The following is a 22,825-nucleotide window of genomic DNA, read 5'->3' as shown; positions in this document are numbered from 1 at the left end:
TATGATTCGAATTGGATGGCGCGATGGATATCGTTTTAACGAATAAGCAGAGTGAAGCTCGACTTTCTCGGAAATTATCACCCGGCGCGACAATCGAAGATGCTAAAATTATCTACAACATGACATTCTCTGACCTTCTCTTTCATGCACATGAGGTCCATCGCGAAAACTTCGATCCCAATGCCATTCAGATGAGCCGGCTCCTCTCGATTAAGACCGGAGGCTGCGCAGAGGATTGCGGTTACTGCAGCCAATCCGCTCACGCTCCGACCGGTCTCAAGGCGTCGAAATTAATGGAGGTGAAGCGGGTGCTCTCGGAAGCCCGGAAGGCGAAGGATGGAGGAGCCTCGCGTTACTGCATGGGCGCTGCCTGGCGAAATCTGAAGGACCGCGACATGGATGCCGTGGTTGCTATGGTCGAGGGCGTCAAGGCGCTCGGCATGGAGACATGCATGACGCTTGGCATGCTGACACCAGAGCAATCCGCCAAGCTCGCCGATGCGGGACTGGATTATTATAACCACAATATCGATACGTCCGAGCGGCACTACTCGGAAATCATCACCACCCGCACCTTTGGGGCCCGACTGGAGACGCTGGCCAATGTAAGAGAAGCTGGCATCAAGGTCTGCGCCGGCGGCATCCTTGGCACGGGTGAAACCATCGAGGACCGTATTTCCATGCTGGTGACACTGGCCAACCTGCCGTCTCCGCCGGAAAGTGTTCCTATCAACATGCTGATACCGATCCCCGGCACAAGACTGCAGGATGCGGCCCCCATCGACCCGTTCGATTTCGTCAGAATTATCGCCTTGGCGCGTATTCTCATGCCGAAATCCTTTGTTCGGCTTTCCGCCGGGCGGACAGACATGAGCGACGAAATGCAGGCTCTTTGCTTCTTCGCGGGCGCCAACTCCATTTTTGTCGGCGAGACGTTGCTGACGGCCGGCAACCCTGGCGAAGATCATGACGGCTCTCTCTTTCGTCGGCTCGGTCTGAAACCTTTGGAGTTGGAGCAGCAGAAGTGAGTGCGCCGTTGTTGCGCCGCTACCAAGCCACGCTCGATGGCCTCGGCCGAAAATCACATCTACGGGCATTATCTCCGTATCAAGGCATCGACTTCTCTTCGAACGATTACCTGTCACTCTCCCGTTCGCCGCGCCTGGCTGCTGCGATATATGCTGCGATTGAGCAAGGCATCCCTTCAGGCTCTGGCGGATCGCGCCTGCTACGCGGCAATCACTGGGTGCATGAAGCACTTGAAGCCGATGCCGCAACCTTCTTCAAGGCGGAGAAGGCTCTATATTTCGGTTGCGGGTTCTCTGCGAACGTTGCGCTGTTCTCCTGCCTACCCAAACGCGGCGATCTCGTCGTATATGACGAATTGATCCATGCGAGCGCCCTTGATGGCATTTCAGCCGGCAAGGCCGAAGCAGTCGCTGCCCGCCACAATGACGTCGACGCTTTCGATGGCGCTATGGGTGATTGGCGGCGGGCTGGCGGCAAGGGGCACCCATGGATCGCTGTCGAGAGCCTCTATTCCATGGATGGTGACCGGGCGCCGCTCATGGAGTTGCTGGAACTCGCTGAACGGCATGACGGATTTCTCGTCGTCGACGAGGCGCATGCAACGGGCATATTCGGCACCGGCGGCCGCGGGCTCACATCTGACCTCACGCGCTCGGATAGCCTGATTACGCTGCATACTTGCGGCAAGGCGCTAGGTGTTTCCGGCGCACTCCTCGCCCTGCCTGCCGTTCTTGCGGATTACCTGGTCAATCGCGCCCGCAATTTCATCTACTCGACTGCGCCGTCGCCGCTCGTAGCAGCCGGTGTGCGCGAGGCGTTGCGGATAGTGGACGACGAGTCTGAGCGGCGACACCGTCTTCATGCTTTGCGCGAATTCGCTGCCGCATTTTTGCTCTCCGAGCTTGGGATCAGTCCGAGCGGATCGCAGATCCAGCCAATCGTGATGGGCGACAACGCGCGGGCTTTGCGGGTTGCGGCGCGCTTGCAAAGCGAGGGTTTCGACATCAGGGCGATCAGGCCGCCAACCGTGCCCAATGGTACCGCGCGCCTTCGTCTCTCCATCACCCTCAATGTCGATGAAGAACAGATCACCGCGATGATCGCGCGGTTGGCTGCTGCGATCGAGGAGGACAGACCATGAATCTACGCTATCTCGTGACAGGTACGGATACCGGCATTGGAAAGACGATGTTTGCGACCGCGCTGACCGCAGCCCTGGACGCCGTCTACTGGAAGCCTGTGCAGTCGGGCCTCGACGGGGAGACCGATAGCCAGACCGTTCTGCGGCTTGGCGGCATTGGCCGTGAACGGATTCTGCCGGAGGCTTATCGCCTGGGAACACCTGCCTCGCCGCATCTCGCCGCCCGTCTCGACGGCGTTGCGATCGATCCCGCCCGGCTTGTTCCACCGGAAACAGACGCCCCCTTGGTCATAGAGGGGGCCGGGGGTCTTCTGGTGCCACTTGCGGATGACCTGCTCTTTGCAGACCTTTTCGCGCAATGGCAAATTCCCGCCATTCTTTGCGCACGCACGTCGCTCGGCACGATCAACCATACGCTGCTCTCCGTCGAGGCTATGAGACATCGCGGCATCCCACTTTTCGGGATCGCATTCATCGGCGACGAAAACCGGGAGACGCAACGCATCATTGGCAATTCGAGTGGCACCCAAATAGTCGGTCGCCTACCGTGGATTGCAGAAATGAGCTGTGATGGACTTCGCCGCGCATTCGCCGAGAATTTCGACCTATCCATTTTCGCTGGGGGCTCCCAATGAACCGATCAACCGTGTGGCATCCCTTCACCCAGCATGCGCTCGAGCCACCGATGACGCGCATCACGTCGACAGATGGGGCCTACCTCATAGATGAGAATGGCAATCACCTCCTCGACGCAATCTCTTCCTGGTGGGTCATTACTCATGGCCATCGACACCCGAAGATCATGGCGGCCATCCGTGCCGCGACTGAGGCCTATGATCAGGTAATCTTCGCCGAATTTTCGCACGAGCCCGCTGAGCGGTTGGCGCAAGGCTTGGTCGAAATCGCTCCACTCGGATTGGAGCATGTCTTCTATTCCGACAGTGGGTCGACCGCTGTCGAGGTGGCGATAAAGATGGCACTGGGCTATTTCCACAACCGCCGCGAGCCGCGCGACCGTATCGTAGTGATGGAGGGGAGTTACCATGGCGACACCATCGGCACGATGTCGGCCGGGGAGCGGGGTGTGTTCAATGCTGCCTACGAGCCGCTGCTTTTTGGCGTCGATCGACTTCCATTCCCGCAGGCAGGGCGCGAGCAGGATGTACTCGACTGTTTCGAGGCTGTTTGCCGAACAGGCCGCGTTGCGGCCCTCTTGATCGAGCCTCTGGTTCTGGGTGCCGGCGGAATGAAGATCTATGCGGCAAGTATGCTGGCCTCGTTGAAGGATATTGCCGAGCGTTTCGGATGCCTGTTTATCGCCGACGAAGTCATGACAGGTTGGGGGCGGACCGGGACGATGTTCGCGTGCCAGCAGGCCTCGATTGCGCCAGACATTCTGTGCACCTCTAAGGGACTGACCGGCGGCGCCATACCGCTCGCGGCAACGCTTGCAACTGCCAAGATCTTCGATGCTCATCTCTCCACCGATAGGCGGAAAACCTTCTTCCATTCGAGCTCCTACACCGCCAATCCGATTGCCTGCGCGGCGGCGGTCGCCAATTTGGAGATTTGGCGGGCGGAGCCGGTTTTGTCTCGCATAGAGACAATAGAAGAGGCCCATCGGTGCAACCTTGCCCGCTTCGCCGGCGATCGCCGGTTCGCCAATCTTCGTCAAATCGGCACGATAGCGGCGCTGGACTTGGTGGTGCCGACGGGCGGCTATCTTGCGGAAGTCGGACAGCAGATGCGGGCCTTCTTTCGGGGCCGTGGCCTGCTAATCCGCCCGCTTGGCAATGTCTTGTATCTGATGCCTCCTTACTGCTTGACGGCACAGGAGATCGGCCGCGCTTACGATGCCATAGACGAGGTGGCGTCCATTGTCCTGGAGCACGCAAAATGAAGTCAGTAAGTTCGTCGCGCATTGCCGGATTTGGTCATGCCGTTCCAGGACGACGCGTTGAAAATTCGGAAATCGAGGCAAGGCTAGGCCTTGAGGCTGGCTGGATCGAGCGCCGAACCGGCATCCGGACGCGCTATTGGGCCGATGACGAGGATACGCTGAGCGGCCTTGCCGCCACTGCCAGCCAATTGGCGCTCGATGACGCGGAAATTTGCCGAAGCGATATAGGGCTGACCTTGCTAGCTACGTCGACGCCGGATCATCTCTTGCCACCGTCGGCGCCGCTGCTGGCATACAAGCTGGGTCTTCCGAATTCAGGCGCGGTCGATCTTGCTGGCGCCTGTTCCGGCTTCATTTACGCACTCACGCTCGCAGATGGTTTCGTTCGAGCGCACGGTCGGGCTGTTCTGGTTGTCGCCGCCAACATTCTCAGTCGCCGGATTAATCCTGCCGAGAAGCCGAGCTCTGTTCTCTTCGCTGACGCCGCCGGCGCCGTCGTCCTTGTGCCGGAGAAAGACTACGCCCGCGGCCTTCTTGCTTCACAACTCGTCTCGGACGGTAGCGGCTATGATTTGATCAAAATACCGGCTGGCGGTAGTAATCTACCGTTCCCATCCGAGTTCGACGCGCAAGAATTCCTAATGACGATGCGAGACGGGCGCGAGGTCTTTGCGCGCGCGGTGACCTTGATGACAGATGTCTCCCGTCGAGCGCTTTCCGAAGCGGAGATCGCTGTTGAGGACATCGACCGCTTCATCCCCCATCAGGCCAATTCTCGTATTCTTGACATCGTCGCAAGAGATCTGGGTGTGCCACATGAAAGGATCGTTCGGACGATTCAAACATATGGGAACTCTTCTGCCGCTACCGTTGCCTTGTCCCTTGCTGTCGCGAACCAGGAATTGAAGTTCGCAGAAGGAGAGCATCTTTTGATGGCCGCAATGGGGGCTGGCCTCGTCGGTGGAGCATTGGTTTTCCGAATGTAGTTCGGTAGATGCTATGGCCAGTACACTCGGACCTGCGCTATTCGTCCGGTGTCCCATCACGGGTGACTAGATTTATGGCATTCCCGCATACGAGGTTGAAGCCGCTCGGCCGATCGCGTTCGCCACTACTGCATATTAGGTTGATGGCGTCACGCCAATTGGTCGATCCAACGTCGAAAACGCTATTGCGGCCGTTCGTTTTTCGCCCGACCATTTCCTCATAGGAAGAGCAATGGGGCGGGCGTTTGGCGGATTTCAATCACGGCGTAATCGACAGTCGCGGCAGCGCAACAGATGATCTGGGGCATCGTGACGAACATGCGTCGCGAGTTGCGGCATTCCAGTCGATGCTCGAAGTGGCGGTCGTGGGCACGACCATGGAAGGCCATGAACGCGACTTCTACCTTGCCGCTGCGGAAGACATTCTCGCTCTCCTGACGCCTGATTGGATCTCGCGCAAGATGATGCAGGACGCAGCACGCGTGCCCTCTTCGAGAGACGCGCGTCTTGCCTAAACGGAAGCGCGAGCGCCCTCCGATCTATCGCTGCGACAAGCTGCCGACGTTCATGAACGCCGGCAAAGAGGAGCTTGTTCTCGCGATGCTTCGTCGTTGGCGTAGAGCCGCGGTGCGGACCGCGACCATTCAGTGGCGTTGCTTTTTCGAGCAGGGACGCTTCGACCCGTTCTTCGATCCCGCCACCGCGTACCGAAAGGCGGGCGCCATCTCCGAAGCGAAAACGTCAGTCCGCTCATGCGTCCTCAATGCACTTGATCAAATCATCGGCCAGGATCGGCTTCTTTAGAACATCTCGCGCACCACCAGCTATCGCTCGCCGCCTTGTCACTTCGTCCTTCAAAGCCGTCATCATTATGATGGGCATCGAGGGCCACCGCGCCTTCACGATGTCCAATAGCTCAAGCCCGGTCATCTCGGGCATGTTCACGTCGGTCAGCAACAGATTGACCAGCTCGATGTTATCGTAAGCAAGGAATGAGCTGCCCGAACTGAAAGGCAACGCGTCATAGCCCATTGACTCGAGGAACCCTGAAGTGGCCTCGAGGAGTGCCTCGTCGTCATCCACGATCGCTACGGATTTTTTGTCGCCAGACACCTGATGTTCCTTTTCCCTGACTTGCGGGCTATGACATCTAGTTAGTCTGACTGGCGCGATTTTGTAATAATACGATTGTATGAGTCGACGACAGCCGTGGCTCAGGCGAGCGCCTTGAGGATCTCAGCCTTCCGGACGAGATCGGCAAGTGAGGTGACGTTCATCTTGCGCATGACGTTACCCCTGTGAATTTTTACGGTCACTTCAGAGATGTCGAGTAGGTGTGCGATTTGTTTATTGAGTAGGCCTTTGACGACAGCCTCCATGACCTCATGCTCTCTTGGAGTGAGCGACGAGGCGGCTCTTGTAGCCTCATTGGCTGCACCCAGCTCGAGACGCCGCGCCCGGTCTTTCTCCACAGCTACAGAGACAGCATCAAGCATCTCTTGGTCGCGAAATGGCTTCGTAAGAAAATCGGTGGCCCCGGCCTTCATCGCGCGAACGCTCATCGGAACGTCTGCGTATCCGGTCATAAAAACTATTGGAAGTCTGTTGCCCATGGCATTAAGCTTCGCCTGGAGGTCGAGCCCGCTAAGGCCCGGCAAGCGAACGTCGAGTATAAGGCAGCCGGGACGATCGGGTAGGGTCTCTGCCAACAGTGCGGAAGTCGACGAGAACCCCAAGGTCTCGATGCCGACCGAGTGTAGAACATCTCGGACGCCATCACGCATCCCGTCGTCGTCATCCACGACGACGACAAGCGGCGTTTCGGCTGCTGCGTCCTTGTTGTTCCATCTACCCAAAGCAGCCGTCATCGGCATCGACCTCAAAGCCTATTTGGTTTGGTATCCGCAACTGGGAAATTGGCCACGAGGTTCCAAACGACGCGTGAATAACTACTACGCGTGGGAGGAAAGCTCGACCTATCCATAAGAATAGGTTCTGGCGGCGGCCCGATATTGTAGTGTCCGAGCAGGTTGGGAGGCCGAAATATCTCAATCCCCAGGACCGATTTCGATGACCGCTAAAGCCCAGCCCGACGCCGAACGCTTCGGTGACGAACCGATGTCGAGCGGAATGACATTCCGCGTCTTGATGTCCAGCTTGGTCGGGACCTCCGTCGAATTCTACGACTTCTATATCTACGCGACAGCGGCAAGCCTGGTGTTTGGCCCCCTTTTCTTCCCGGCGACCGTGTCCTCTATGGAGTTGATCGGCGCGTACGCCAGCTTCGGCATCGCATTCATAGCAAGGCCCCTCGGCGGGGCGGTCTTCGGTCATTTCGGAGATCGGGTGGGTAGAAAAGCGACGCTGGTGGTGTCTCTTTTGTTGATGGGCGCGTCTACCGCGGCGATCGGACTGTTGCCAACCTACGCTATCGCTGGATGGCTGGCGCCGGCTCTGCTGTGTCTGCTGAGGTTCGGGCAGGGGCTGGCGCTAGGAGGAGAATGGACCGGTGCGGCCCTTCTTGCCCTCGAGAATGCTCCAAAGGGGTGGAGAGCAAGATATGCGATGTTCGCGCCGCTAGGCGCTCCAATCGGCTTCTTGTTGGCGAACAGTCTGTTCCTCATCCTGACGCTGACGCTATCACCCGAGCAGTTCTCCGATTGGGGTTGGAGAGTTCCATTCCTGTTGAGCGCGCCGCTGGTCTGGATGGGGATCTGGATCCGCTTCAATCTGGTTGAAACGCGGGACTTCCATGCTGCCATAAGCAAGGCGAAGCCCTCTCGCGTGCCTTTGCTCGACATTTTTCGGTTGCATATGGACCAAGTCGTGTTTGGGGCGTTCGGCGTCGTAGCCTGCTTCTCTCTGTACTACGTTGTGACTGCCTTCGCCCTTGGCTACGGAACGTCAGAGCTCGGCTATACACGATCCTCGTTTCTCATGGTGGAACTTGGCGCGATCCTGTTCATGGCGGCAGGGATCGTCGTCGCGAGCTGGCTTTCAGATCGCATCGATCCAGAACGCATTCTGATCTTCGGATGCATTGGCACGATCATTTCCGGGATCGTTCTCGCACCCATGCTGGGTAGCGGCTCACTATTTGTCATCTTTATCTACTTGGCGTTCTCGCTCTGGGTAATGGGTTTTGTGAACGGGCCGCTTGGCGCCTGGCTGCCCGGTCTGTTCCCGACCCGAGTTCGATACTCGGGAACATCGGTGGCCTTCAACATAGGTGGGATCATCGGCGGAGCGCTAACCCCTGTCGTTTCACAGGCGCTCTCCCAGTACAGCGGCTTGGTGGCAGTAGGCTTCTACCTTGCCATCACCGGTGGGCTGAGCCTTATCGCCTTCGATGCAAGTGCCCGGAGGAAGGCCCTCGATGCACTCGCTCAAAGCGATATCAGATACAGGTCAATCTTCGCACAGAACCACGTCTCGCTGTGCGAAGTCGACCTCTCGTCGCTTTGGAAGCGGTTAGAGCCTGTTCGTGGATATTCGCCACAAGAGCTCAGGGCCTACCTCGGCAACAATCCGGCGATGGTTGACGAATGTGCGAAGCTGATAAGTTTCGTGGACGTGAACAGCGCAACGGTGCAATTGCTCGGTAAGGGCAGCGATTCAGAGGTGCTTGGCTCTATCGACCGCTTCCTTCCGCCGCACAGCGAGTTGGCGGACGCTATCATAATGGGGATATGCTCCGGCGATGATCGCGTCGAAATGGAGACGCGATTGCTCCGCGGCGAGGGAGCCGAGGTCATCGTAATCTTTGTCATAGCGTTTCCTGAAGACAAGGACACCTTTGACCGCGTGGCTTGCGCGATGATCGACGTGACTCAACGAGAACAAGCGAAGGAGGCTCTAATCGCGGCGCAGGCAGAGCTTGCCCGCGTAGGAAGGGTGGCGACCGTGGGCGCCATCTCGGCCTCGATCGCTCATGAGGTAAACCAACCGATCGGAGCGGTTGTCATGAGCGCTCAGGCTTGTGTTCGCTGGCTCAAGGCAAATCCACCCGACATCAAGGCGGCCTCGACTGCGGCCGAACGGGCCATCACTCACAGCATGCGAGCAAGCGAGATTATCCAGCGTACGCGAGAGCAAGTCCGCGGCGCCCAAAGAACGCTCGAAACCGTGGATCTGAGGGACATCGTAACAGACGTCGTTGAACTTCTTGATCGGGAATTGATGTCGGCCTCGACACGGGTCACCACGCACTTCAACATTCAGGAAGCAATCGTCCTGGCCGATAGGGTCGAGATCCAGCAGGTCATAGCAAATCTCGTGACCAATGGAATTCAAGCCATGGGAGCCGTATCCGCGGAGCATCGCGAACTCAGCATTTCGCTGTCCGCAGCGGAACCTCCACTGGTAAGATTACAGATTCGAGACCATGGTACCGGGATCGCACCAGAGAACCTCGCCAAACTTTTCCTTCCGTTCTTCACTACCAAAAGCGACGGCATGGGCATCGGACTGGCAATCTGCAAGACGATTGTGGAGGCACACGGTGGCTCGCTGACTGCCCGAAATCACGACGATGGTGGGGCGATATTCGAGATTCTCGTGCCGTTGTCGTTCGATGAAGAACACAGTCAGCGTCAAGCCGACACGGTTGATGCATAACCGTTGGCTTGGAAACTCGACGCGCTGCCGTCACGCCGTCCTGTAGCGCTCATCAACTCGTGACCCGAAGTTACAAGAACGCGGGGCCTAAAGTGCCTAGGTTGGCGCGCGTTCGTGGCGTTCCGCGCCCCGTATTCAAATGGAGTTCTCGATGAAGAAATACTTTCGCAGTCTAGCCCAAACAACGCCGTCGAAGTTTCAGCGCGATGGTGCCCTTATAGCGGCGTCGCTGAGCGTGGCTCTGACATGCGCCGCCCCGACCTATGCGCAATCGTCCCAGACGTCGGCAGTTCTTGATGCCGACGCTGCTCGAAAGGTGATTTCAGCTGCGGTCGTAGAAGCGAAGAAGGGCCCGCCCTCAAGTATCTTCGTAGTCGACACCTCGGGCGCGATCGTCGCGGCAGAGCGCATGGACGGAGCTTTTCCAGCAAGCGCGAAGATCGCGCAAGGCAAGGCGGAGACGGCAGCGGCCTTCTGGCAGAGCACGGGGAATTTGGAGAATGCCGCGAACGGAGGCCGGACCGCGCTACTGTCGTCAGGCTATGTCGTGATGCAGGGAGGGATTCCACTTAAAATCGACGGAAAAGTCATTGGCGCCGTGGGCGTGAGCGGTGGCAACAAAGATCAGGATGAGGCTGTCGCCAAGGCTGGAGCTGCGGCGTTCGCCAAGTAGGCGCTCGGTCATAAGCTAGCACGTCGATACCGACATTTATTTAGAACATAAAGAGGCCCGGCGGGCGCATTGCTCGGCGGGGCCTCTTTCGTTAGCTGCTGGGTTCAGGCGTCATCCACGACTGCCGTTTCCGGCCTGTCGCCACCGAGGGCGTGTTCGCTCTTCCAGGTGCCGTCGGCGTTCTGATAAGTGATCTCGGCATCTCGGCCCTCGATATGCTGCCGTTGCGCCGCTGCCTTTGCTGCCCTTAAAGCCTGGTCATGTGTTCGGAACGGCTCCGACCAAACGTCATCCAGACGATAGGCAAAACCGCCGTCATGTTGGCCGACGTGATAGGTGATTTTCATGTGTCTTCCCTTCAAACGCGCGCTCAGCGAGCGCGACTGTTCCCTAATGGTCACGAGCTTCAAAGATTGCGAAGCTAGCGACACCTGTATCGATGAGGGAGCGCCGCTCAGATTGTTTGATGCATCCCCCGCGTCTCGCCGCTACTGCGCTTCCGAAACCGGAGAAGTTCGCTGGCTTTGCTCTAGGTGAGCTAGCTCGCTGCTTTTGGGATCGTGCCCGCTTCAGCGCGAGCTCATCACCTGGAAACGGGCTTGGCATACAGTTCAGGCATGTCGGCCAGATAGACACGAGGAGTCGAGCCGGCCCTGAATGTATCGCCGAATGCGACGAGATAGCCGACCATCCCCGCCATCAAGCAGAGTATGAGGAACATCATCGGTCCTGTGCCGTAGTTGTCATTGCGGGGCTGGTAGCTGTCTCTCATCGATGTTCTCCTAGTTGGAGCGGTTGATGAGCGGACGCTATGGCCATCTGCCAAGGCGATATTGTAAGAAATCGCAGCTCGTGGCGCGCTCAAAGTTGCGACGACTGGATCGTCCAAAAGCGCGAGCCGTCGACCCTGAGAGAGCCGTAAGATACAATCAACTCATTGGGTTGCCCCGCCAGACTGTCTCTCCAGAAATACCTCGAGAGACAAGGCATCAACCATGAAACTCTACCAACCCACCAGATCGCGGAGGCATGCGAAGTCGGCCACGCTCGCGATGTTGGCCGCCCTCTGTACTTCGACGGCACTAGCACAAGAGGCGTCTCCGCCGCCCGTCTCTGTTGCCAGGCCTGTGGTACGCGAAGTCATTGATCAGGACGAGTTCATTGGCAGGTTCCGTGCCGTGGAGGAGGTCCTTGTCCGCGCTAGGGTCGGCGGATACCTCGACAAAGTCCAGTTTAACGACGGTGCCCTCGTTAAAAGCGGCGACCCTCTATTCGTTATCGACCAGCGACCGTTCAGGACCGCGCTCAACGAGGCGAACGCAGCGCTAGAGGTTGCGAAATCCACCCAGACATACGCCGAGGCGCAGTTCCGACGCGCGGAGGCGCTGTCCACCAATGGCAGCCAGTCGATATCGGTGCTCGACGACCGACGGCGTGAATGGCTTTCGGCCCAGGCCAACGTCCGGGGCGCTCAGGCGAGCGCCGACAGGGCGGAACTGGACATGGAATACACGCAGATCACTGCGCCGCTCAGTGGCCGGATAGACAGGCATATGATCTCTCCTGGGAACCTTGTCCAGGCAGATCAGACTGAATTGACCAGCATCGTTTCGCTGGATCCGATCGACTTCTATTTCGACGTCGACGAGCGCCGATTGCTCGCCTACGCGGCGCTCGCCCGTGAGAACGGGAAGGCTTTGCAGGAAGGTGGTGGAGGGCTCGACGTCACGGTAAAGATCGCGGACGGCGCCTCACGTCCCTTCCATGGCAAGCTGAACTTCTCGGAAAACAAGGTCGACGGCGAGTCCGGTACCATGCGGGTGCGGGCACGTTTCGCCAATCCCGACCTTGTCCTTCAGCCCGGTCTGTTCGGCCGGATCGAGGTAGGAGCATCGAAGGCCTACTCTGCGGTACTCGTTCCTGATGAAGCGCTCGCAGCAGACCAGAACCAGCGGGTTGTATACATCGTGAGTGACGATGGAACGGTGACTACGAAAGCCGTCCGGACCGGGCCGAAACTCTACGGCTACCGCGTAATTCGCGAAGGACTCAAAGGTGATGAGACTATCGTCGTCAACGGACTGATGAGAGTACGTCCAGGTCAGAAGGTCACGCCGAAGATGACACAGCTTCCCGAGGAAGCAGCAGTGCCGGGAGCGGGACAATGAGATTTGCACATTTCTTCATCAAGCGTCCGATTTTCGCGTCCGTACTGTCTCTGCTTTTGTTGATCATCGGCGGGATCGCGTATTTCAATCTTCCCGTCGCCCAGTATCCCGAGATCGCGCCACCCACTATCGTGGTGCGCACGTCCTACCCAGGTGCAGACTCTCAGACGATCGCCGATACCGTTGCGACGCCTATCGAGCAAGAAATCAACGGCGTAGAAGACATGCTCTACATGTCTTCTTACTCCAGCGCCGACGGCGCGATGTCGATCACCGTTACCTTCAAGCTAGGTACGGACCTCGATAAGGCGCAGGTACTGGTCCAGAACCGTGTCGCCATTGCCGAACCCCGTCTGCCCGAAGACGTACGCCGGCTAGGCGTGACCACGGTGAAAAGCTCGCCAGACATCATGATGGTCGTTCACCTGCTTTCTCCGGACAGCCGCTATGACCAGCTCTACATTTCGAATTACGGTCGCAACCGCATCCGAGATCAACTTGTCAGGCTTCAAGGGGTAGGGGACGTCACGCTCTTCGGCGAACGGGAATACTCGCTTCGCATCTGGCTCGATCCCGAAAAGCTTTCGGCCTATGGAATGACGGCTGGCGATGTCGTGCAGGCGTTGCGCGACCAAAATGTTCAGGTTTCCGGCGGCTCGATCGGCAGCCCTCCATCCGCCGGAGGTAGCGCTTTCGAATACACCGTGAGAACCGAAGGTCGCTTCAGCGACGCTCGCCAGTTCCGGTATGTGATCGTCAAGTCGACTGACACAGGTCGTCTAGTTCAGCTCCAGGACGTAGCTCGCATTGAACTTGGCGCAAAAAACTACGTCACCAACAGCTATCTCGATGGAAAACCCGCGGTTGGCATGGGGATTTTCGCGCGTCCCGGCACCAATGCGCTGGAGGCCGCGGCGGCAGTAAGAAAGATCGTGGAGGCCGAGGCAAAGAATTTTCCGCCAGGGCTAGAATATCGGATCGTGTATGATCCCACCAAGTTCATTTCCGAGTCCATTGACGAGGTTTACAAGACCATTTTCGAGGCCGCGGTTCTCGTTGCCATCGTAGTCTTGGTCTTTCTGCAATCCTGGCGCACAGCTCTTATTCCGATCGTCGCGATCCCGGTATCGCTTATAGGAACCTTGGCATTCCTTCTCGCCTTTGGAATCTCATTGAACATGCTTTCGCTGTTCGGGCTCGTGTTGGCGATCGGCATCGTGGTCGATGACGCCATCGTGGTCGTTGAGAACGTCGAGCGCAATCTCCGGAATGGCATGACGCCCAGCCAAGCTGCGCACGTGACGATGGACGAAGTCGGGACCGCCGTTGTGGCAATTTCCCTGGTGCTGATCGCGGTTTTCGTGCCGACGGCATTCATCCCTGGAATCACAGGCCAGTTCTACAGGCAGTTCGCTGTAACGATCTCTGTGGCCACAGCCATATCGGCGCTCAACTCACTCACGCTATCTCCCGCCCTGGCGGCAATCGTCCTACGGCCTCATGAGCATGGCGCAAGAGGGGGGAACGTTGCCAGGGCGGGCCATTGGGCTGCCGACAAATTCAACGGCGGCTTCGATCGGCTTAGCGAGGGGTATTCCTGGGTCGTCCGCAGGATGGTGCAGACTAAGCTCGCACTTATATGCTCGCTCGTCGCCTTTGTCGCACTGTTGGGAGCGACCTTCTACATGACACAGATCGTGCCGAGAGGGTTCATTCCAACAATGGACCAGGAGTACGCGTTGGTGATCGTCCAGCTTCCAGACGGCGCTTCTCTCAGCCGGACCGACGACGTAGTGAGGCGCGCCTCTGCAATCCTGAATAAGATGCCTGGCATAGCGCACACTGCGTCATTCGCAGGATTTAGTGGTGCGACGTTCACCAATGCATCGAACCAGGGACTGATCTACGCGACCTTCGATCCGTTTGAAGAGCGCTTGAAGAAGGGGCAGACGGCCGAAAAGTTGATCGGTCAGCTTTACGCCAACATGCAAGTGCTCGAGGAGGCGTTCATCATCGCAATCCCTCCGGCGCCGGTGCGTGGCGTCGGTAACTCGGGCGGTTTCAAGATGCAGATCAAAGACTTCAATAATTCGGACATGAAGCGAATCCTTCCGCTCGCATACGAGGTCATGGCAGCCGCAAACAAGACAAAAGGATTGGCAGGTGTCTTCACCACGTTCAGCGCGTCGAGCCCGCAGTATTTCCTGGATGTAGACCGTGACAAAGCGCGCTCTTTGAACGTGCCAATCCCCAATATCTTCGAGGCCCTGTCGATCAACCTTGGAACCTCATATGTGAACGATTTCAACGCTTACGGCCGCGTATACCAGGTGCGAGCTCAAGCCGAGAAGAACTTCCGGATGGATCGTGACGACATTCTTGCGTTGAAGGTGAGATCGGCCACCGGAGCGCTCGTTCCCATGGGAACACTAGTAGACATCCAGGACACGGCTGGCCCGTCGCTTGTGCAGCGCTACAATATGTACGTGTCGGTCCCGATCCAGGGGCGCGCCGCGCCAGGCGTCTCCACGGGGAGCGCGTTGGATGCAATGGAACAGGTCGCCGCCAAGGTCTTGCCGCCAGGCACGAGCTTCGACTGGACAGAGCTTTCGTATCAGGAGCGGAATACAGGAAATACGGCCGCCTACATTTTCATTCTTTCGGTGGTCTTCGTCTTCTTGGCTCTCGCGGCCCAATACGAAAGCTGGACGCTGCCTTTGGCGATCATCCTGATCGTGCCGCTGGCAATTCTGGCGGCGCTTATCGGCGTGCACCTCCGTGGTTTGGACAACAACATTCTTGTCCAGATCGGACTGATCGTCCTCATCGGTCTGGCCGCGAAAAATGCGATCCTCATCGTGGAGTTTGCGAAACAGGCGCAAGACGAAGGAGCCTCTGCCGTCGAAGCTGCCATCAACGCAAGCAAGCTGCGGCTACGGCCGATCCTCATGACCGCGTTTGCATTCATCTTCGGCGTAGTGCCGCTGATGATAGCGGAGGGCCCGGGAGCAGAGCTACGGCAGTCGCTCGGAACCGCCGTGTTCTCGGGTATGTTGGGAGTGACGTTCTTTGGTCTCTTCCTGACACCCGTGTTCTTCGTGCTTCTTCGGTCCCATCACAGGCCGAAAGCGGTCGCTGAACCGGAGCCGAAGGCTTTAAACTGATAGTCAGCTGAAATGGACTTGAGTTTAACGCCGGCCTTCCTGGTCGGCGTTTTGCATTGGAGGACTGTTGGGAATGGATCGTACAAAAGCGTCCTTCTCGCAGATCGAATCTTGCAAGAATGTCGGCTGGATCTGGCGTCTTATACATACAGGCGAGGCAACCGGTCGAACCCTCCTCCCAGCGACCGCCTCTCCGCGAAGGTGTCCTCATCGCCTTCCAGTCGTAGACCATCCGCCGTGGCTGCGACTTTGCGATCCCTGCTCCTGGTTCCCTCTCCCAGAACGAGCAGGGATCGCCTTCTTTTTTGCGCCGGCAGTTCCACAGCGGTCAGTCAAAAGAAGGAACGGCGTCCGTGGGGGCAGGATTGTTCAATCCATCGTCCAACGAGCCGCTATCGATGGGGTGTCACCCAGCTGCATCCCGTAGACATCCGGAACTCAAAGATGGGCGGGGTTACAGGGGTGATGAAGGTTTTCAAGCGCGGAAAGGCAAGACAATGAGGCGTTGGCGGAACTACATAATCGGGATCTGTTCCATCGCGGTCGTGGGCCTTTTCGGCGCGGCCGCATTCTTCTACTGGCCCCACGGCCTTCCCCAAATTGAAGCCAGCAAGTCCCAACCGACCGGTTCTGAACTGATCGCGCGCGGCGAGTATCTCACTGTCGCCGCCGACTGCGCGGCCTGTCACACTACCAAGAGCGGCAAGCCTTTCGCGGGCGGATTGGCGTTCAAGCTGCCATTCGGGACTATTTATTCTCCGAACATCACGCCGGATAAGGCTGCCGGAATTGGCGACTGGAGTGATGCCGAGTTCGTCAGAGCCATGCGGTCTGGCGTCGGCAAGCATGGCGAGGATCTATATCCCGCTTTCCCATACAGCTCATACGCTCTGCTTTCTACCGACGACATTCTTGCGATCAAGGCCTACCTCACGACGCTCGCTCCTGTATCGGATCCGGCCCCGGATAACGCACTCGCCTTCCCGTTCAATCAAAGGCCCCTGATGCGTGGATGGAAGCTACTCTTCGTGCCGTGGAGCCCATTCCAACCTGATCCCAGTAGGGACAAGCAGTGGAATGACGGCGCCTATCTCGTCGAAGCACTTGCGCACTGCGGGGAATGCCACACCCCCCGTGGCTTGATGTTCCAACGAAAGCAGGGAGTCGCGCTGTCCGGAGGCGATGTCGACGGCTGGAAGGCGTGGAACATCACGTCTGACAAGGACTATGGCCTCGGGAATTGGAGCGATCAGCAGATCGCGGACATGTTGGCCACCGGACATGCCAACGGCCGCGGCGTAGCGGCAGGTCCGATGCGGGAAGCAGTCGACCTGAGCCTGAGCAAACTACCGCAGTCGGACATCGACGCCATAGTGTCATACCTTCGGACCGTTCCCCCTGTGACCGGCGCGGCAAACGACAGAGCGGCAAGACGGGAGGGGGGCGAGCTGAGCGCCAGTTCTACACCGACTTCTCCGGCCTTGTTGGCGGGTAAGGATATTTATGCTGGGGCGTGTGCGAGTTGCCACGGATGGAACGGTGAGGGGCAGTTCAATCCACGCGCCGCAATTATTGGCGGGCACGCGCTCGCCGACCCGGAAGCAAGCAACGTCGTGAGGGTAATTTTGCAGGGGTCGTCCGATCATGCCTCGGCCCCCGGTAAGACCATGCCTTCGTTTGCGAAGATCTACTCGGACGCGGAAATTGCCGCGCTGGCAAACTACGTGGTCGAACACTTCAGTGGACGAACGGGCACGGTGACCGCCGCGCAGGTTTCCGAAGCCCGCTGATCATAGAATTCGCCGAAGGCCCGCGAATGGAAAGCGCGGGCCAATCCTTCAAACTCCGACGGGACCAATGCGATGAATGCCTACGATCTTATCGCCGAGAGCAGCACGCCTAGAACTCACCTAGTCACTGACGATCCAGTCGAAATACTTCGCTACGCACGAGAATCTTTCGGAGATGGTGTCGCTGTTGCCCTGGTCACGCTAGTCGAAATCCGTGGAGGTGCCGCACGACCACTGGGAGCGCAGATGACGGTGCGTATCGACGGTCTCTACTGTGGGTTCGTTTCCGGTGGATGCACTGAGTCCGCCGTCGCGTATGAGGCAATCGACGCGCTGAAGAAGGGGCATGACAGGTTCCTTCGACTGGGGGAAGGATCGCCATTTTTCGACATCGTGTTGCCATGCGGTGGCGGGATCCAGCTCTCGATACACGTTATCCGGAAGATTGAGGCCATTGAAGAAGTGCTCGAACAACTTTGCTCTCGCAGAGAAGCAGGTTTGATCTACAGTCCTGGAGGAGAGACGATCTCATACCGTGGGTCCGGCCAGACGGGTTGGCATCGGGACGGCTTCCTGAGAATATACAGACCGTCGATCCGACTGATTGTTTCGGGTAATGCCTTGGAGGCCAATGCAGTCGCTAATGTCGCCCTGGCCGCCGGTTATGGCGTCGATCTGATTGGGAGATTCTCCGAAAAAGATATCCGTGACGTCGCTCCCGACAAGTACTCGGCGGTCGTCCTGTTAAATCATGATCTGGATGCTGAGCTGCCCGCGCTAGAGGCGGCCCTCAAATCTCCCGCGTTCTATATCGGTGCGCTGGGCAGCCGTCGAACCCACGACAGGCGCAGGCAGGCGCTGGAGAGACTAGGTTACTGCGAAGCGGAAATCTCGCGGATCAAGGCGCCTATCGGTCTCTTCGACAAAGCGAGGGATGCCTATTCGCTCGCAGTTTCAGTTATTGCCGATGTCGCTGCGCGAGTTGTCGCGAACAATGGCGAAGACTTCTCTCCGGCAGTTCCGCGCGGCGGCTGAACCGGTTGACTCGGTTCGGTAGTCAGTCCCGCCTCTGTTCGAGCAATCCCATTGCGATCGACATGAAGTCATCCAGCGACCGCCGATCATTCATGACTTTCATTCGCAGAACAGTACCCTCCCAGCTGTTGATGAGAAAGCGTGCCATCTCGTCAGGCTCAAGTCCTCGCTTGATCTCACCGATATCCTGCCCCTCGGCGATAACCTTCGCGAGCAAATCTGCCCAAGTGGATAGGGAACCCTTGAGTGCCTCCCTCAGGAGAGGAACGTTGTCCGAGCTTTCTGCCGACAGGTTTCCGATCAGGCAACCTCTATCGAAGCCGTCCTTCTCGTATCTCGAGATAAAAAAACCAAAGTGCTCTTTGATCCGGGTGAGGGGAGAGAGAGCAGCATTAGACAATATTTCTCGCTTCGACGATGCGATATATGTCTCCAACACCTCAAGCGCCAAGCCCTCTTTGGTCTTGAAGTAATTATAGAAACTGCCCTTCGGCACGCCAGCCGCATCGACAATCTGCTGGACGCCGCACGCACTGTAGCCGAGCGCGTGAAAGCGGTCTTGAGCGGCAGCGAATATCTTGTCTCTGGTCATTGAGGCCATGAGTGTCTCCTTAGGTCCGGGCATATGAACGGGGCTATCTGAATTCAAGTCTGAACGACCGCAAATCGAAAAAATAAACTCAGTTGACACGATAATACGACCGGTCATATCTAAATGCAAGTCAAGACGACCGGTCATATTGAAAACGGCATCACGGAGATGTATCCATGGCGACAAGCACACAGGACAAAAGCCTAACGCCTGCATGGATCATGGCGCTCGGTACTTTCGCTATTGGTACCGAGGGGTTCATGATCGTACCGCTGCTGCCAAACATGGCCGCTGATCTGCAGCTACCCATTGCCACGTTAGGGACACTTGTCACCGTCTTTACGCTGACCCTTGCGTTTAGTTCGCCCATCCTCACGACCCTGTTTGGAAGCGTAGACCGTCGGCGCCTGTTGATCTCGACGATGGTGTTCTTCGCGCTTGCAAATCTAGTTGCTTGGCAGTCCAGCGGGTACTGGGGCATCTTTGCCGCCAGGCTTCTGCTGGCTGTAGCCGCAGGACTTTACACGCCGAACGCCAACGCGCTGATTGGGATGTTAGTAGCGCCTGAGAAGCGGGGCAAAGCGCTCGCCATCGTCAACGGCGGCTTGACGATTGCCATCGCACTGGGGCTGCCAATCGGTTCTCTCGTTGGCAATGCGCTCGGATGGCGAGTCACGTTCCTCGGCGTTGGCATTCTTGCAGCTATCGCAGTGGTCGGCCTGATTTTCGGCCTTCATCGATCGATCGGGGCTGGAATCCCCGTGCCCACTTTGGCCGCCAGAATCGCGGTTGCCAAGCGACCTCCAGTTCTACTTGGGCTTGGGGTTACACTCTTCTGGGCGATCGGCGCGTATACCGTATGGACCTTCATCGCTCCTTACCTCGCATCCGTCGCCGATTTCGGTCCGAATGGCATTAGTTTCATCGTCTGCCTGTGGGGAGTCGGTTCGGCCGTCGGTGTCTTCAGTGGTGGAGTCCTCAGTGATAAGCTTGGCGCCAAGGCTGTAATGGGTGCTAGCCTCGTGATCCTGGCATTGGCGTTCGTCGCTCTGTCGTTGACGGCTTTCTTCCTGACCCCCTCACAAGCGATCATTCCGATCGTGGTTTCGGTAGCGGTATGGGGCGTGACAGTCTGGGGCTTCTTTCCAGCTCAGATCTCCAATCTCATACATGTTGGCGGACATGGCTCGGCGCCTATCGTCCTCTCGCTGAACGCATCTTTCATGTACGGCGGTTTTGCCATCGGGAGCGCCATCGGCTCTCTCGTCGTCGCACATGGACAGGTTGCAGATCTCGGCATAGCCGCAGCTCTCGCCGAAACGATCGGCATCATCCTGCTCTACGGTTTCGCTACCAAAGCGACATCACCCAACGCGTCGCCTGCCCACTGAAAATCGGCACGTCGACTCGACTTTTTCAACCCAACTTACAACCAAGGAGAACGACAATGAAAATGACTGGCAACACAATCTTCATCACTGGTGGCGGTTCCGGCATCGGCCGTGGTCTTGCCGAAGCTTTCCACAAGCTGGGAAACCAGGTGATCATTTCTGGACGTCGCAAGGCCAACCTCGACGAGACCGTCAAGGCAAATCCAGGTATGGCCGCGTATGAGATGGACATTACCGACCCGGCCAACATCGAACAGGTCACAGCAAAGATCGTAGCCGACTATCCGTCGTTGAACGTGCTGTTCAACAATGCCGGCATCATGCCCTTCGACGATGCCGCCAAGCCGATTGACGAGAAAACCATGCAGGACATCGTCACAACGAACTTCCTCGGCCCGATCCGAATGACGTCGGCGCTGATCGAGCATCTCAAGAAACAGCCCTCGGCAGTCATTATCAACAACACATCCGTGCTTGCCTACGTGCCGCTTGCATACAATGCCGTTTACTCGGCGACGAAGGCGGCCCTCCACTCCTTCAGCATGTCCCAGCGCTTCACGCTCCGCGACACCTCCGTAAAGGTTCAGGAAATCGCTCCGCCGTGGGTCGACACGGACCTCATCAAGAAGAGCGGCGATCCGCGCGCAATGCCCCTGGACGCCTTCGTAAAGGAGACCATGGAGAAACTCGCGACCGACAAGGAGGACATCTACGTCGATGCTATCCAGATGTTGCGCGACAATCCGGGCTCGAAGGAGCACGAGTTCTTCTTTCAATTCAACGAGGCGATGGTCAAGGACCCGATCCCCGTCTGAGCAAGTAGCAAATCGCGGCCGCCACTGAGCGGCCGCGACAAAATGCTGGCCCGACCAGGCTCAACAAGACGCCCGAAAGCGGGCGCTTTCTAGAGGACAGACGAATGAGCTATAGACTGTTGATCGATGGCGAATTGATCGACGGCGCGAGGAGTGTGGGTGTGATCAACCCTGCGACCGCCGTCGAGTTCGAGACAGCTCCAAGGGCAGATGCGGCAATCGCGATGAGAGCAATCGCAGCGGCGAAGAAGGCGTTTCCTTCTTGGGCCGCTCTGAGCTACGAGCATCGCTCGGGCTACGTAGAGGCATTCGCCGCCGCGTTAGAAGCCCGCGCAGAAGATTTCTCTCGTCTTCTCACGCTGGAGCAGGGGAAACCGCTTCCGCAGGCCCAGGCTGAAATCCGAGGCTCGGTTGCAGCCTTGCGTTTCTTCGCTTCGCAGGAGCTGAAGCCAAGAGTTATCCGCGACAACGAACACGAGTACATCGTGGAGCAACGCTATCCCCAGGGGGTTGTAGCTGCGATAACACCCTGGAACTTTCCGGTGTCGCTGTTGATCTACAAAGTCGGCGCGGCGTTGATGACGGGCAATCCGGTGATCGCGAAACCGGCGCCGACGACGCCATTGACGACGCTCTTGCTCGGAGAATTGGCTGCGGCGATTTTCCCCAATGGGGTGTTCCAAACCCTTGCGGACACGAATGACCTCGGACCGCTTTTGACCAGCCACGAAGACATCGCCCATGTAAGTTTCACCGGGTCGACACCAACTGGAAAGAAAGTGCTGGAAAGCACCGTGAGCACACTCAAGCGTTTCACGTTGGAGCTCGGTGGTAATGACGCTGCGATCGTTCTCGACGATGTGGATATCGACAAGGTCGCCCCTGCTATCTTCAGGGCCGCCACCCTCAACGCCGGACAGATTTGCTTTGCTACCAAGCGGGTCTACGCGCCAAGCAAGCTTATCGACCCGCTGACCGAGGCTCTTGTCGCGCTCGCAAAGGACGCGAAAGTAGGCGACGGCTTAGAGCAGGGAACCTCGATTGGTCCCATCCAAAACAAAATGCAGTTTGATAAACTCCAGAGCTTTATCGATGACTCGCGTCGGAATGGCCGGATCGTCGCTGGCGGGGACCGAGTTGAAGGCGATGGTTACTTCATTAAGCCAACGATCGTGCGCGATCTGTCCAACGACGCGCGTCTCGTCAAGGAAGAGCAGTTTGGACCTGTTCTCCCCATTCAGTCCTATGACACGGTCGAAGAAGCGATCGAACAGGCGAATAGTGTTGAGTTCGGTCTTGGCGGTGTAATCTGGACAAGTGATGTCGAGAGGGGCGTCTCCATCGCCTCCGAGATCGAAAGCGGCACCGTTTGGGTAAACCAACACATGTCCCTTCCATACGATGTCGCTTTCGGAGGAGCGAAGCAGTCCGGAATGGGCCTGCAGAACGGCCTCGAAGGGATGGAGGATTTCACACAGCGACGGATCGTCAACGCGCGCAAGGCAGCGTGACGAATAGAGTTAA

Annotated in this window: 20 protein-coding genes; 15 read left to right on the top strand and 5 right to left on the bottom strand. The window is 57.8% G+C overall.

Annotation, left to right across the window (positions count from 1 at the left end):
- Positions 1-23 precede the first annotated feature (23 nt).
- From bioB to ACVTFQ_RS24780, 6 genes are all read left to right on the top strand, one after another.
- Positions 24-1,028, top strand: a complete 1,005-nt coding sequence (gene bioB, locus ACVTFQ_RS24805) for a biotin synthase BioB (RefSeq protein ID WP_470424109.1) — start codon at positions 24-26, stop codon at positions 1,026-1,028.
- Positions 1,025-2,170 (top strand): 8-amino-7-oxononanoate synthase, encoded by a 1,146-nt coding sequence (locus tag ACVTFQ_RS24800; protein ID WP_470424108.1) that lies wholly within the window; start codon positions 1,025-1,027, stop codon positions 2,168-2,170. The genes bioB and ACVTFQ_RS24800 overlap by 4 nt, the downstream gene beginning before the upstream one ends.
- Positions 2,167-2,805 carry a dethiobiotin synthase gene (gene bioD / locus ACVTFQ_RS24795; protein ID WP_470424107.1) on the top strand — a complete coding sequence of 213 codons (639 nt, stop codon included), beginning with the start codon at positions 2,167-2,169 and terminating at the stop codon, positions 2,803-2,805. The genes ACVTFQ_RS24800 and bioD overlap by 4 nt, the downstream gene beginning before the upstream one ends.
- A complete protein-coding gene (locus tag ACVTFQ_RS24790) occupies positions 2,802-4,070 on the top strand; it encodes an adenosylmethionine--8-amino-7-oxononanoate transaminase (protein WP_470424106.1) in 1,269 nt (422 codons plus the stop codon). The genes bioD and ACVTFQ_RS24790 overlap by 4 nt, the downstream gene beginning before the upstream one ends.
- Positions 4,067-5,056 (top strand): beta-ketoacyl-ACP synthase III, encoded by a 990-nt coding sequence (locus ACVTFQ_RS24785; RefSeq protein WP_470424105.1) that lies wholly within the window; start codon positions 4,067-4,069, stop codon positions 5,054-5,056. Before ACVTFQ_RS24790 ends, ACVTFQ_RS24785 begins: the two co-directional genes overlap by 4 nt.
- A gap of 245 nt (positions 5,057-5,301) precedes the next feature.
- Positions 5,302-5,571, top strand: coding sequence for a hypothetical protein (locus tag ACVTFQ_RS24780; RefSeq protein WP_470424104.1), 270 nt, complete (start codon positions 5,302-5,304; stop codon positions 5,569-5,571).
- 235 nt (positions 5,572-5,806) lie between these two features.
- Here ACVTFQ_RS24780 and ACVTFQ_RS24775 read toward each other — a convergent pair whose 3' ends face one another.
- Both ACVTFQ_RS24775 and ACVTFQ_RS24770 read right to left on the bottom strand, forming a co-directional pair.
- Positions 5,807-6,169 (bottom strand): response regulator, encoded by a 363-nt coding sequence (locus ACVTFQ_RS24775; RefSeq protein ID WP_112949597.1) that lies wholly within the window; start codon positions 6,167-6,169, stop codon positions 5,807-5,809.
- A 101-nt stretch (positions 6,170-6,270) separates the two neighbouring features.
- Positions 6,271-6,924 (bottom strand): response regulator transcription factor, encoded by a 654-nt coding sequence (locus tag ACVTFQ_RS24770; protein ID WP_470424103.1) that lies wholly within the window; start codon positions 6,922-6,924, stop codon positions 6,271-6,273.
- 202 nt (positions 6,925-7,126) lie between these two features.
- Between ACVTFQ_RS24770 and ACVTFQ_RS24765 the strand changes: the two genes are divergently transcribed.
- Positions 7,127-9,673, top strand: coding sequence for an MFS transporter (locus ACVTFQ_RS24765; RefSeq protein ID WP_470424102.1), 2,547 nt, complete (start codon positions 7,127-7,129; stop codon positions 9,671-9,673).
- Between the two features lie 151 nt (positions 9,674-9,824).
- A complete protein-coding gene (locus ACVTFQ_RS24760) occupies positions 9,825-10,346 on the top strand; it encodes a GlcG/HbpS family heme-binding protein (RefSeq protein ID WP_470424101.1) in 522 nt (173 codons plus the stop codon).
- A gap of 104 nt (positions 10,347-10,450) precedes the next feature.
- Here ACVTFQ_RS24760 and ACVTFQ_RS24755 read toward each other — a convergent pair whose 3' ends face one another.
- Positions 10,451-10,693 (bottom strand): DUF2188 domain-containing protein, encoded by a 243-nt coding sequence (locus ACVTFQ_RS24755; RefSeq protein ID WP_470424100.1) that lies wholly within the window; start codon positions 10,691-10,693, stop codon positions 10,451-10,453.
- A gap of 236 nt (positions 10,694-10,929) precedes the next feature.
- Entirely contained in the window at positions 10,930-11,118 is a 189-nt protein-coding gene (locus ACVTFQ_RS24750; protein ID WP_470424099.1) for a hypothetical protein, read from the bottom strand.
- Between the two features lie 280 nt (positions 11,119-11,398).
- On the opposite strand from ACVTFQ_RS24750, the gene ACVTFQ_RS24745 reads away from it, so the two are divergent.
- The 4 genes from ACVTFQ_RS24745 to ACVTFQ_RS24730 all read left to right on the top strand — a co-directional run bounded on the left by ACVTFQ_RS24745 (position 11,399) and on the right by ACVTFQ_RS24730 (position 18,503).
- Entirely contained in the window at positions 11,399-12,514 is a 1,116-nt protein-coding gene (locus tag ACVTFQ_RS24745) for an efflux RND transporter periplasmic adaptor subunit (RefSeq protein ID WP_470424176.1), read from the top strand.
- Positions 12,511-15,678 (top strand): efflux RND transporter permease subunit, encoded by a 3,168-nt coding sequence (locus ACVTFQ_RS24740; RefSeq protein WP_470424098.1) that lies wholly within the window; start codon positions 12,511-12,513, stop codon positions 15,676-15,678. Before ACVTFQ_RS24745 ends, ACVTFQ_RS24740 begins: the two co-directional genes overlap by 4 nt.
- 497 nt (positions 15,679-16,175) lie before the next feature.
- Positions 16,176-17,468, top strand: a complete 1,293-nt coding sequence (locus ACVTFQ_RS24735; protein WP_470424097.1) for a c-type cytochrome — start codon at positions 16,176-16,178, stop codon at positions 17,466-17,468.
- 72 nt (positions 17,469-17,540) lie between these two features.
- Positions 17,541-18,503, top strand: coding sequence for an XdhC family protein (locus ACVTFQ_RS24730; RefSeq protein ID WP_470424096.1), 963 nt, complete (start codon positions 17,541-17,543; stop codon positions 18,501-18,503).
- A 22-nt stretch (positions 18,504-18,525) separates the two neighbouring features.
- Here the strand turns inward: ACVTFQ_RS24730 and ACVTFQ_RS24725 are convergent, their stop codons facing one another.
- Positions 18,526-19,104 (bottom strand): TetR/AcrR family transcriptional regulator, encoded by a 579-nt coding sequence (locus ACVTFQ_RS24725; RefSeq protein ID WP_470424095.1) that lies wholly within the window; start codon positions 19,102-19,104, stop codon positions 18,526-18,528.
- A gap of 167 nt (positions 19,105-19,271) precedes the next feature.
- Here ACVTFQ_RS24725 and ACVTFQ_RS24720 point away from each other — a divergent pair, with 167 nt between their 5' ends.
- The 3 genes from ACVTFQ_RS24720 (at position 19,272) to ACVTFQ_RS24710 (ending at position 22,812) form a co-directional block, all read left to right on the top strand.
- A complete protein-coding gene (locus tag ACVTFQ_RS24720) occupies positions 19,272-20,486 on the top strand; it encodes an MFS transporter (protein ID WP_470424094.1) in 1,215 nt (404 codons plus the stop codon).
- A 56-nt stretch (positions 20,487-20,542) separates the two neighbouring features.
- Positions 20,543-21,301, top strand: a complete 759-nt coding sequence (locus ACVTFQ_RS24715) for an SDR family oxidoreductase (RefSeq protein WP_470424093.1) — start codon at positions 20,543-20,545, stop codon at positions 21,299-21,301.
- Between the two features lie 104 nt (positions 21,302-21,405).
- On the top strand, positions 21,406-22,812 hold the full coding sequence (locus ACVTFQ_RS24710) for an aldehyde dehydrogenase family protein (protein ID WP_470424092.1): 1,407 nt from the start codon (positions 21,406-21,408) through the stop codon (positions 22,810-22,812).
- The last annotated feature ends 13 nt before the right edge of the window (positions 22,813-22,825 follow it).

The organism is Rhizobium sp. O111, assembly GCF_055616315.1.
The sequence above is the reverse complement of the archived record's forward strand: the minus strand, read 5'-3'. Positions and strand labels throughout refer to the sequence as shown.

Excerpts from the sequence above, each read along its gene's own strand:
- bioB (WP_470424109.1), top strand. The coding sequence starts at position 24 with ATGGATATCGTTTTAACGAATAAGCAGAGTGAAGCTCGACTTTCTCGG.
- bioD (WP_470424107.1), top strand. The coding sequence starts at position 2,167 with ATGAATCTACGCTATCTCGTGACAGGTACGGATACCGGCATTGGAAAG.
- ACVTFQ_RS24790 (WP_470424106.1), top strand. The coding sequence starts at position 2,802 with ATGAACCGATCAACCGTGTGGCATCCCTTCACCCAGCATGCGCTCGAG.
- ACVTFQ_RS24785 (WP_470424105.1), top strand. The coding sequence starts at position 4,067 with ATGAAGTCAGTAAGTTCGTCGCGCATTGCCGGATTTGGTCATGCCGTT.
- ACVTFQ_RS24770 (WP_470424103.1), bottom strand. The coding sequence starts at position 6,924 with ATGACGGCTGCTTTGGGTAGATGGAACAACAAGGACGCAGCAGCCGAA.
- ACVTFQ_RS24765 (WP_470424102.1), top strand. The coding sequence starts at position 7,127 with ATGACCGCTAAAGCCCAGCCCGACGCCGAACGCTTCGGTGACGAACCG.
- ACVTFQ_RS24760 (WP_470424101.1), top strand. The coding sequence starts at position 9,825 with ATGAAGAAATACTTTCGCAGTCTAGCCCAAACAACGCCGTCGAAGTTT.
- ACVTFQ_RS24755 (WP_470424100.1), bottom strand. The coding sequence starts at position 10,693 with ATGAAAATCACCTATCACGTCGGCCAACATGACGGCGGTTTTGCCTAT.
- ACVTFQ_RS24750 (WP_470424099.1), bottom strand. The coding sequence starts at position 11,118 with ATGAGAGACAGCTACCAGCCCCGCAATGACAACTACGGCACAGGACCG.
- ACVTFQ_RS24745 (WP_470424176.1), top strand. The coding sequence starts at position 11,399 with ATGTTGGCCGCCCTCTGTACTTCGACGGCACTAGCACAAGAGGCGTCT.
- ACVTFQ_RS24740 (WP_470424098.1), top strand. The coding sequence starts at position 12,511 with ATGAGATTTGCACATTTCTTCATCAAGCGTCCGATTTTCGCGTCCGTA.
- ACVTFQ_RS24735 (WP_470424097.1), top strand. The coding sequence starts at position 16,176 with ATGAGGCGTTGGCGGAACTACATAATCGGGATCTGTTCCATCGCGGTC.
- ACVTFQ_RS24730 (WP_470424096.1), top strand. The coding sequence starts at position 17,541 with ATGAATGCCTACGATCTTATCGCCGAGAGCAGCACGCCTAGAACTCAC.
- ACVTFQ_RS24725 (WP_470424095.1), bottom strand. The coding sequence starts at position 19,104 with ATGGCCTCAATGACCAGAGACAAGATATTCGCTGCCGCTCAAGACCGC.
- ACVTFQ_RS24720 (WP_470424094.1), top strand. The coding sequence starts at position 19,272 with ATGGCGACAAGCACACAGGACAAAAGCCTAACGCCTGCATGGATCATG.
- ACVTFQ_RS24715 (WP_470424093.1), top strand. The coding sequence starts at position 20,543 with ATGAAAATGACTGGCAACACAATCTTCATCACTGGTGGCGGTTCCGGC.
- ACVTFQ_RS24710 (WP_470424092.1), top strand. The coding sequence starts at position 21,406 with ATGAGCTATAGACTGTTGATCGATGGCGAATTGATCGACGGCGCGAGG.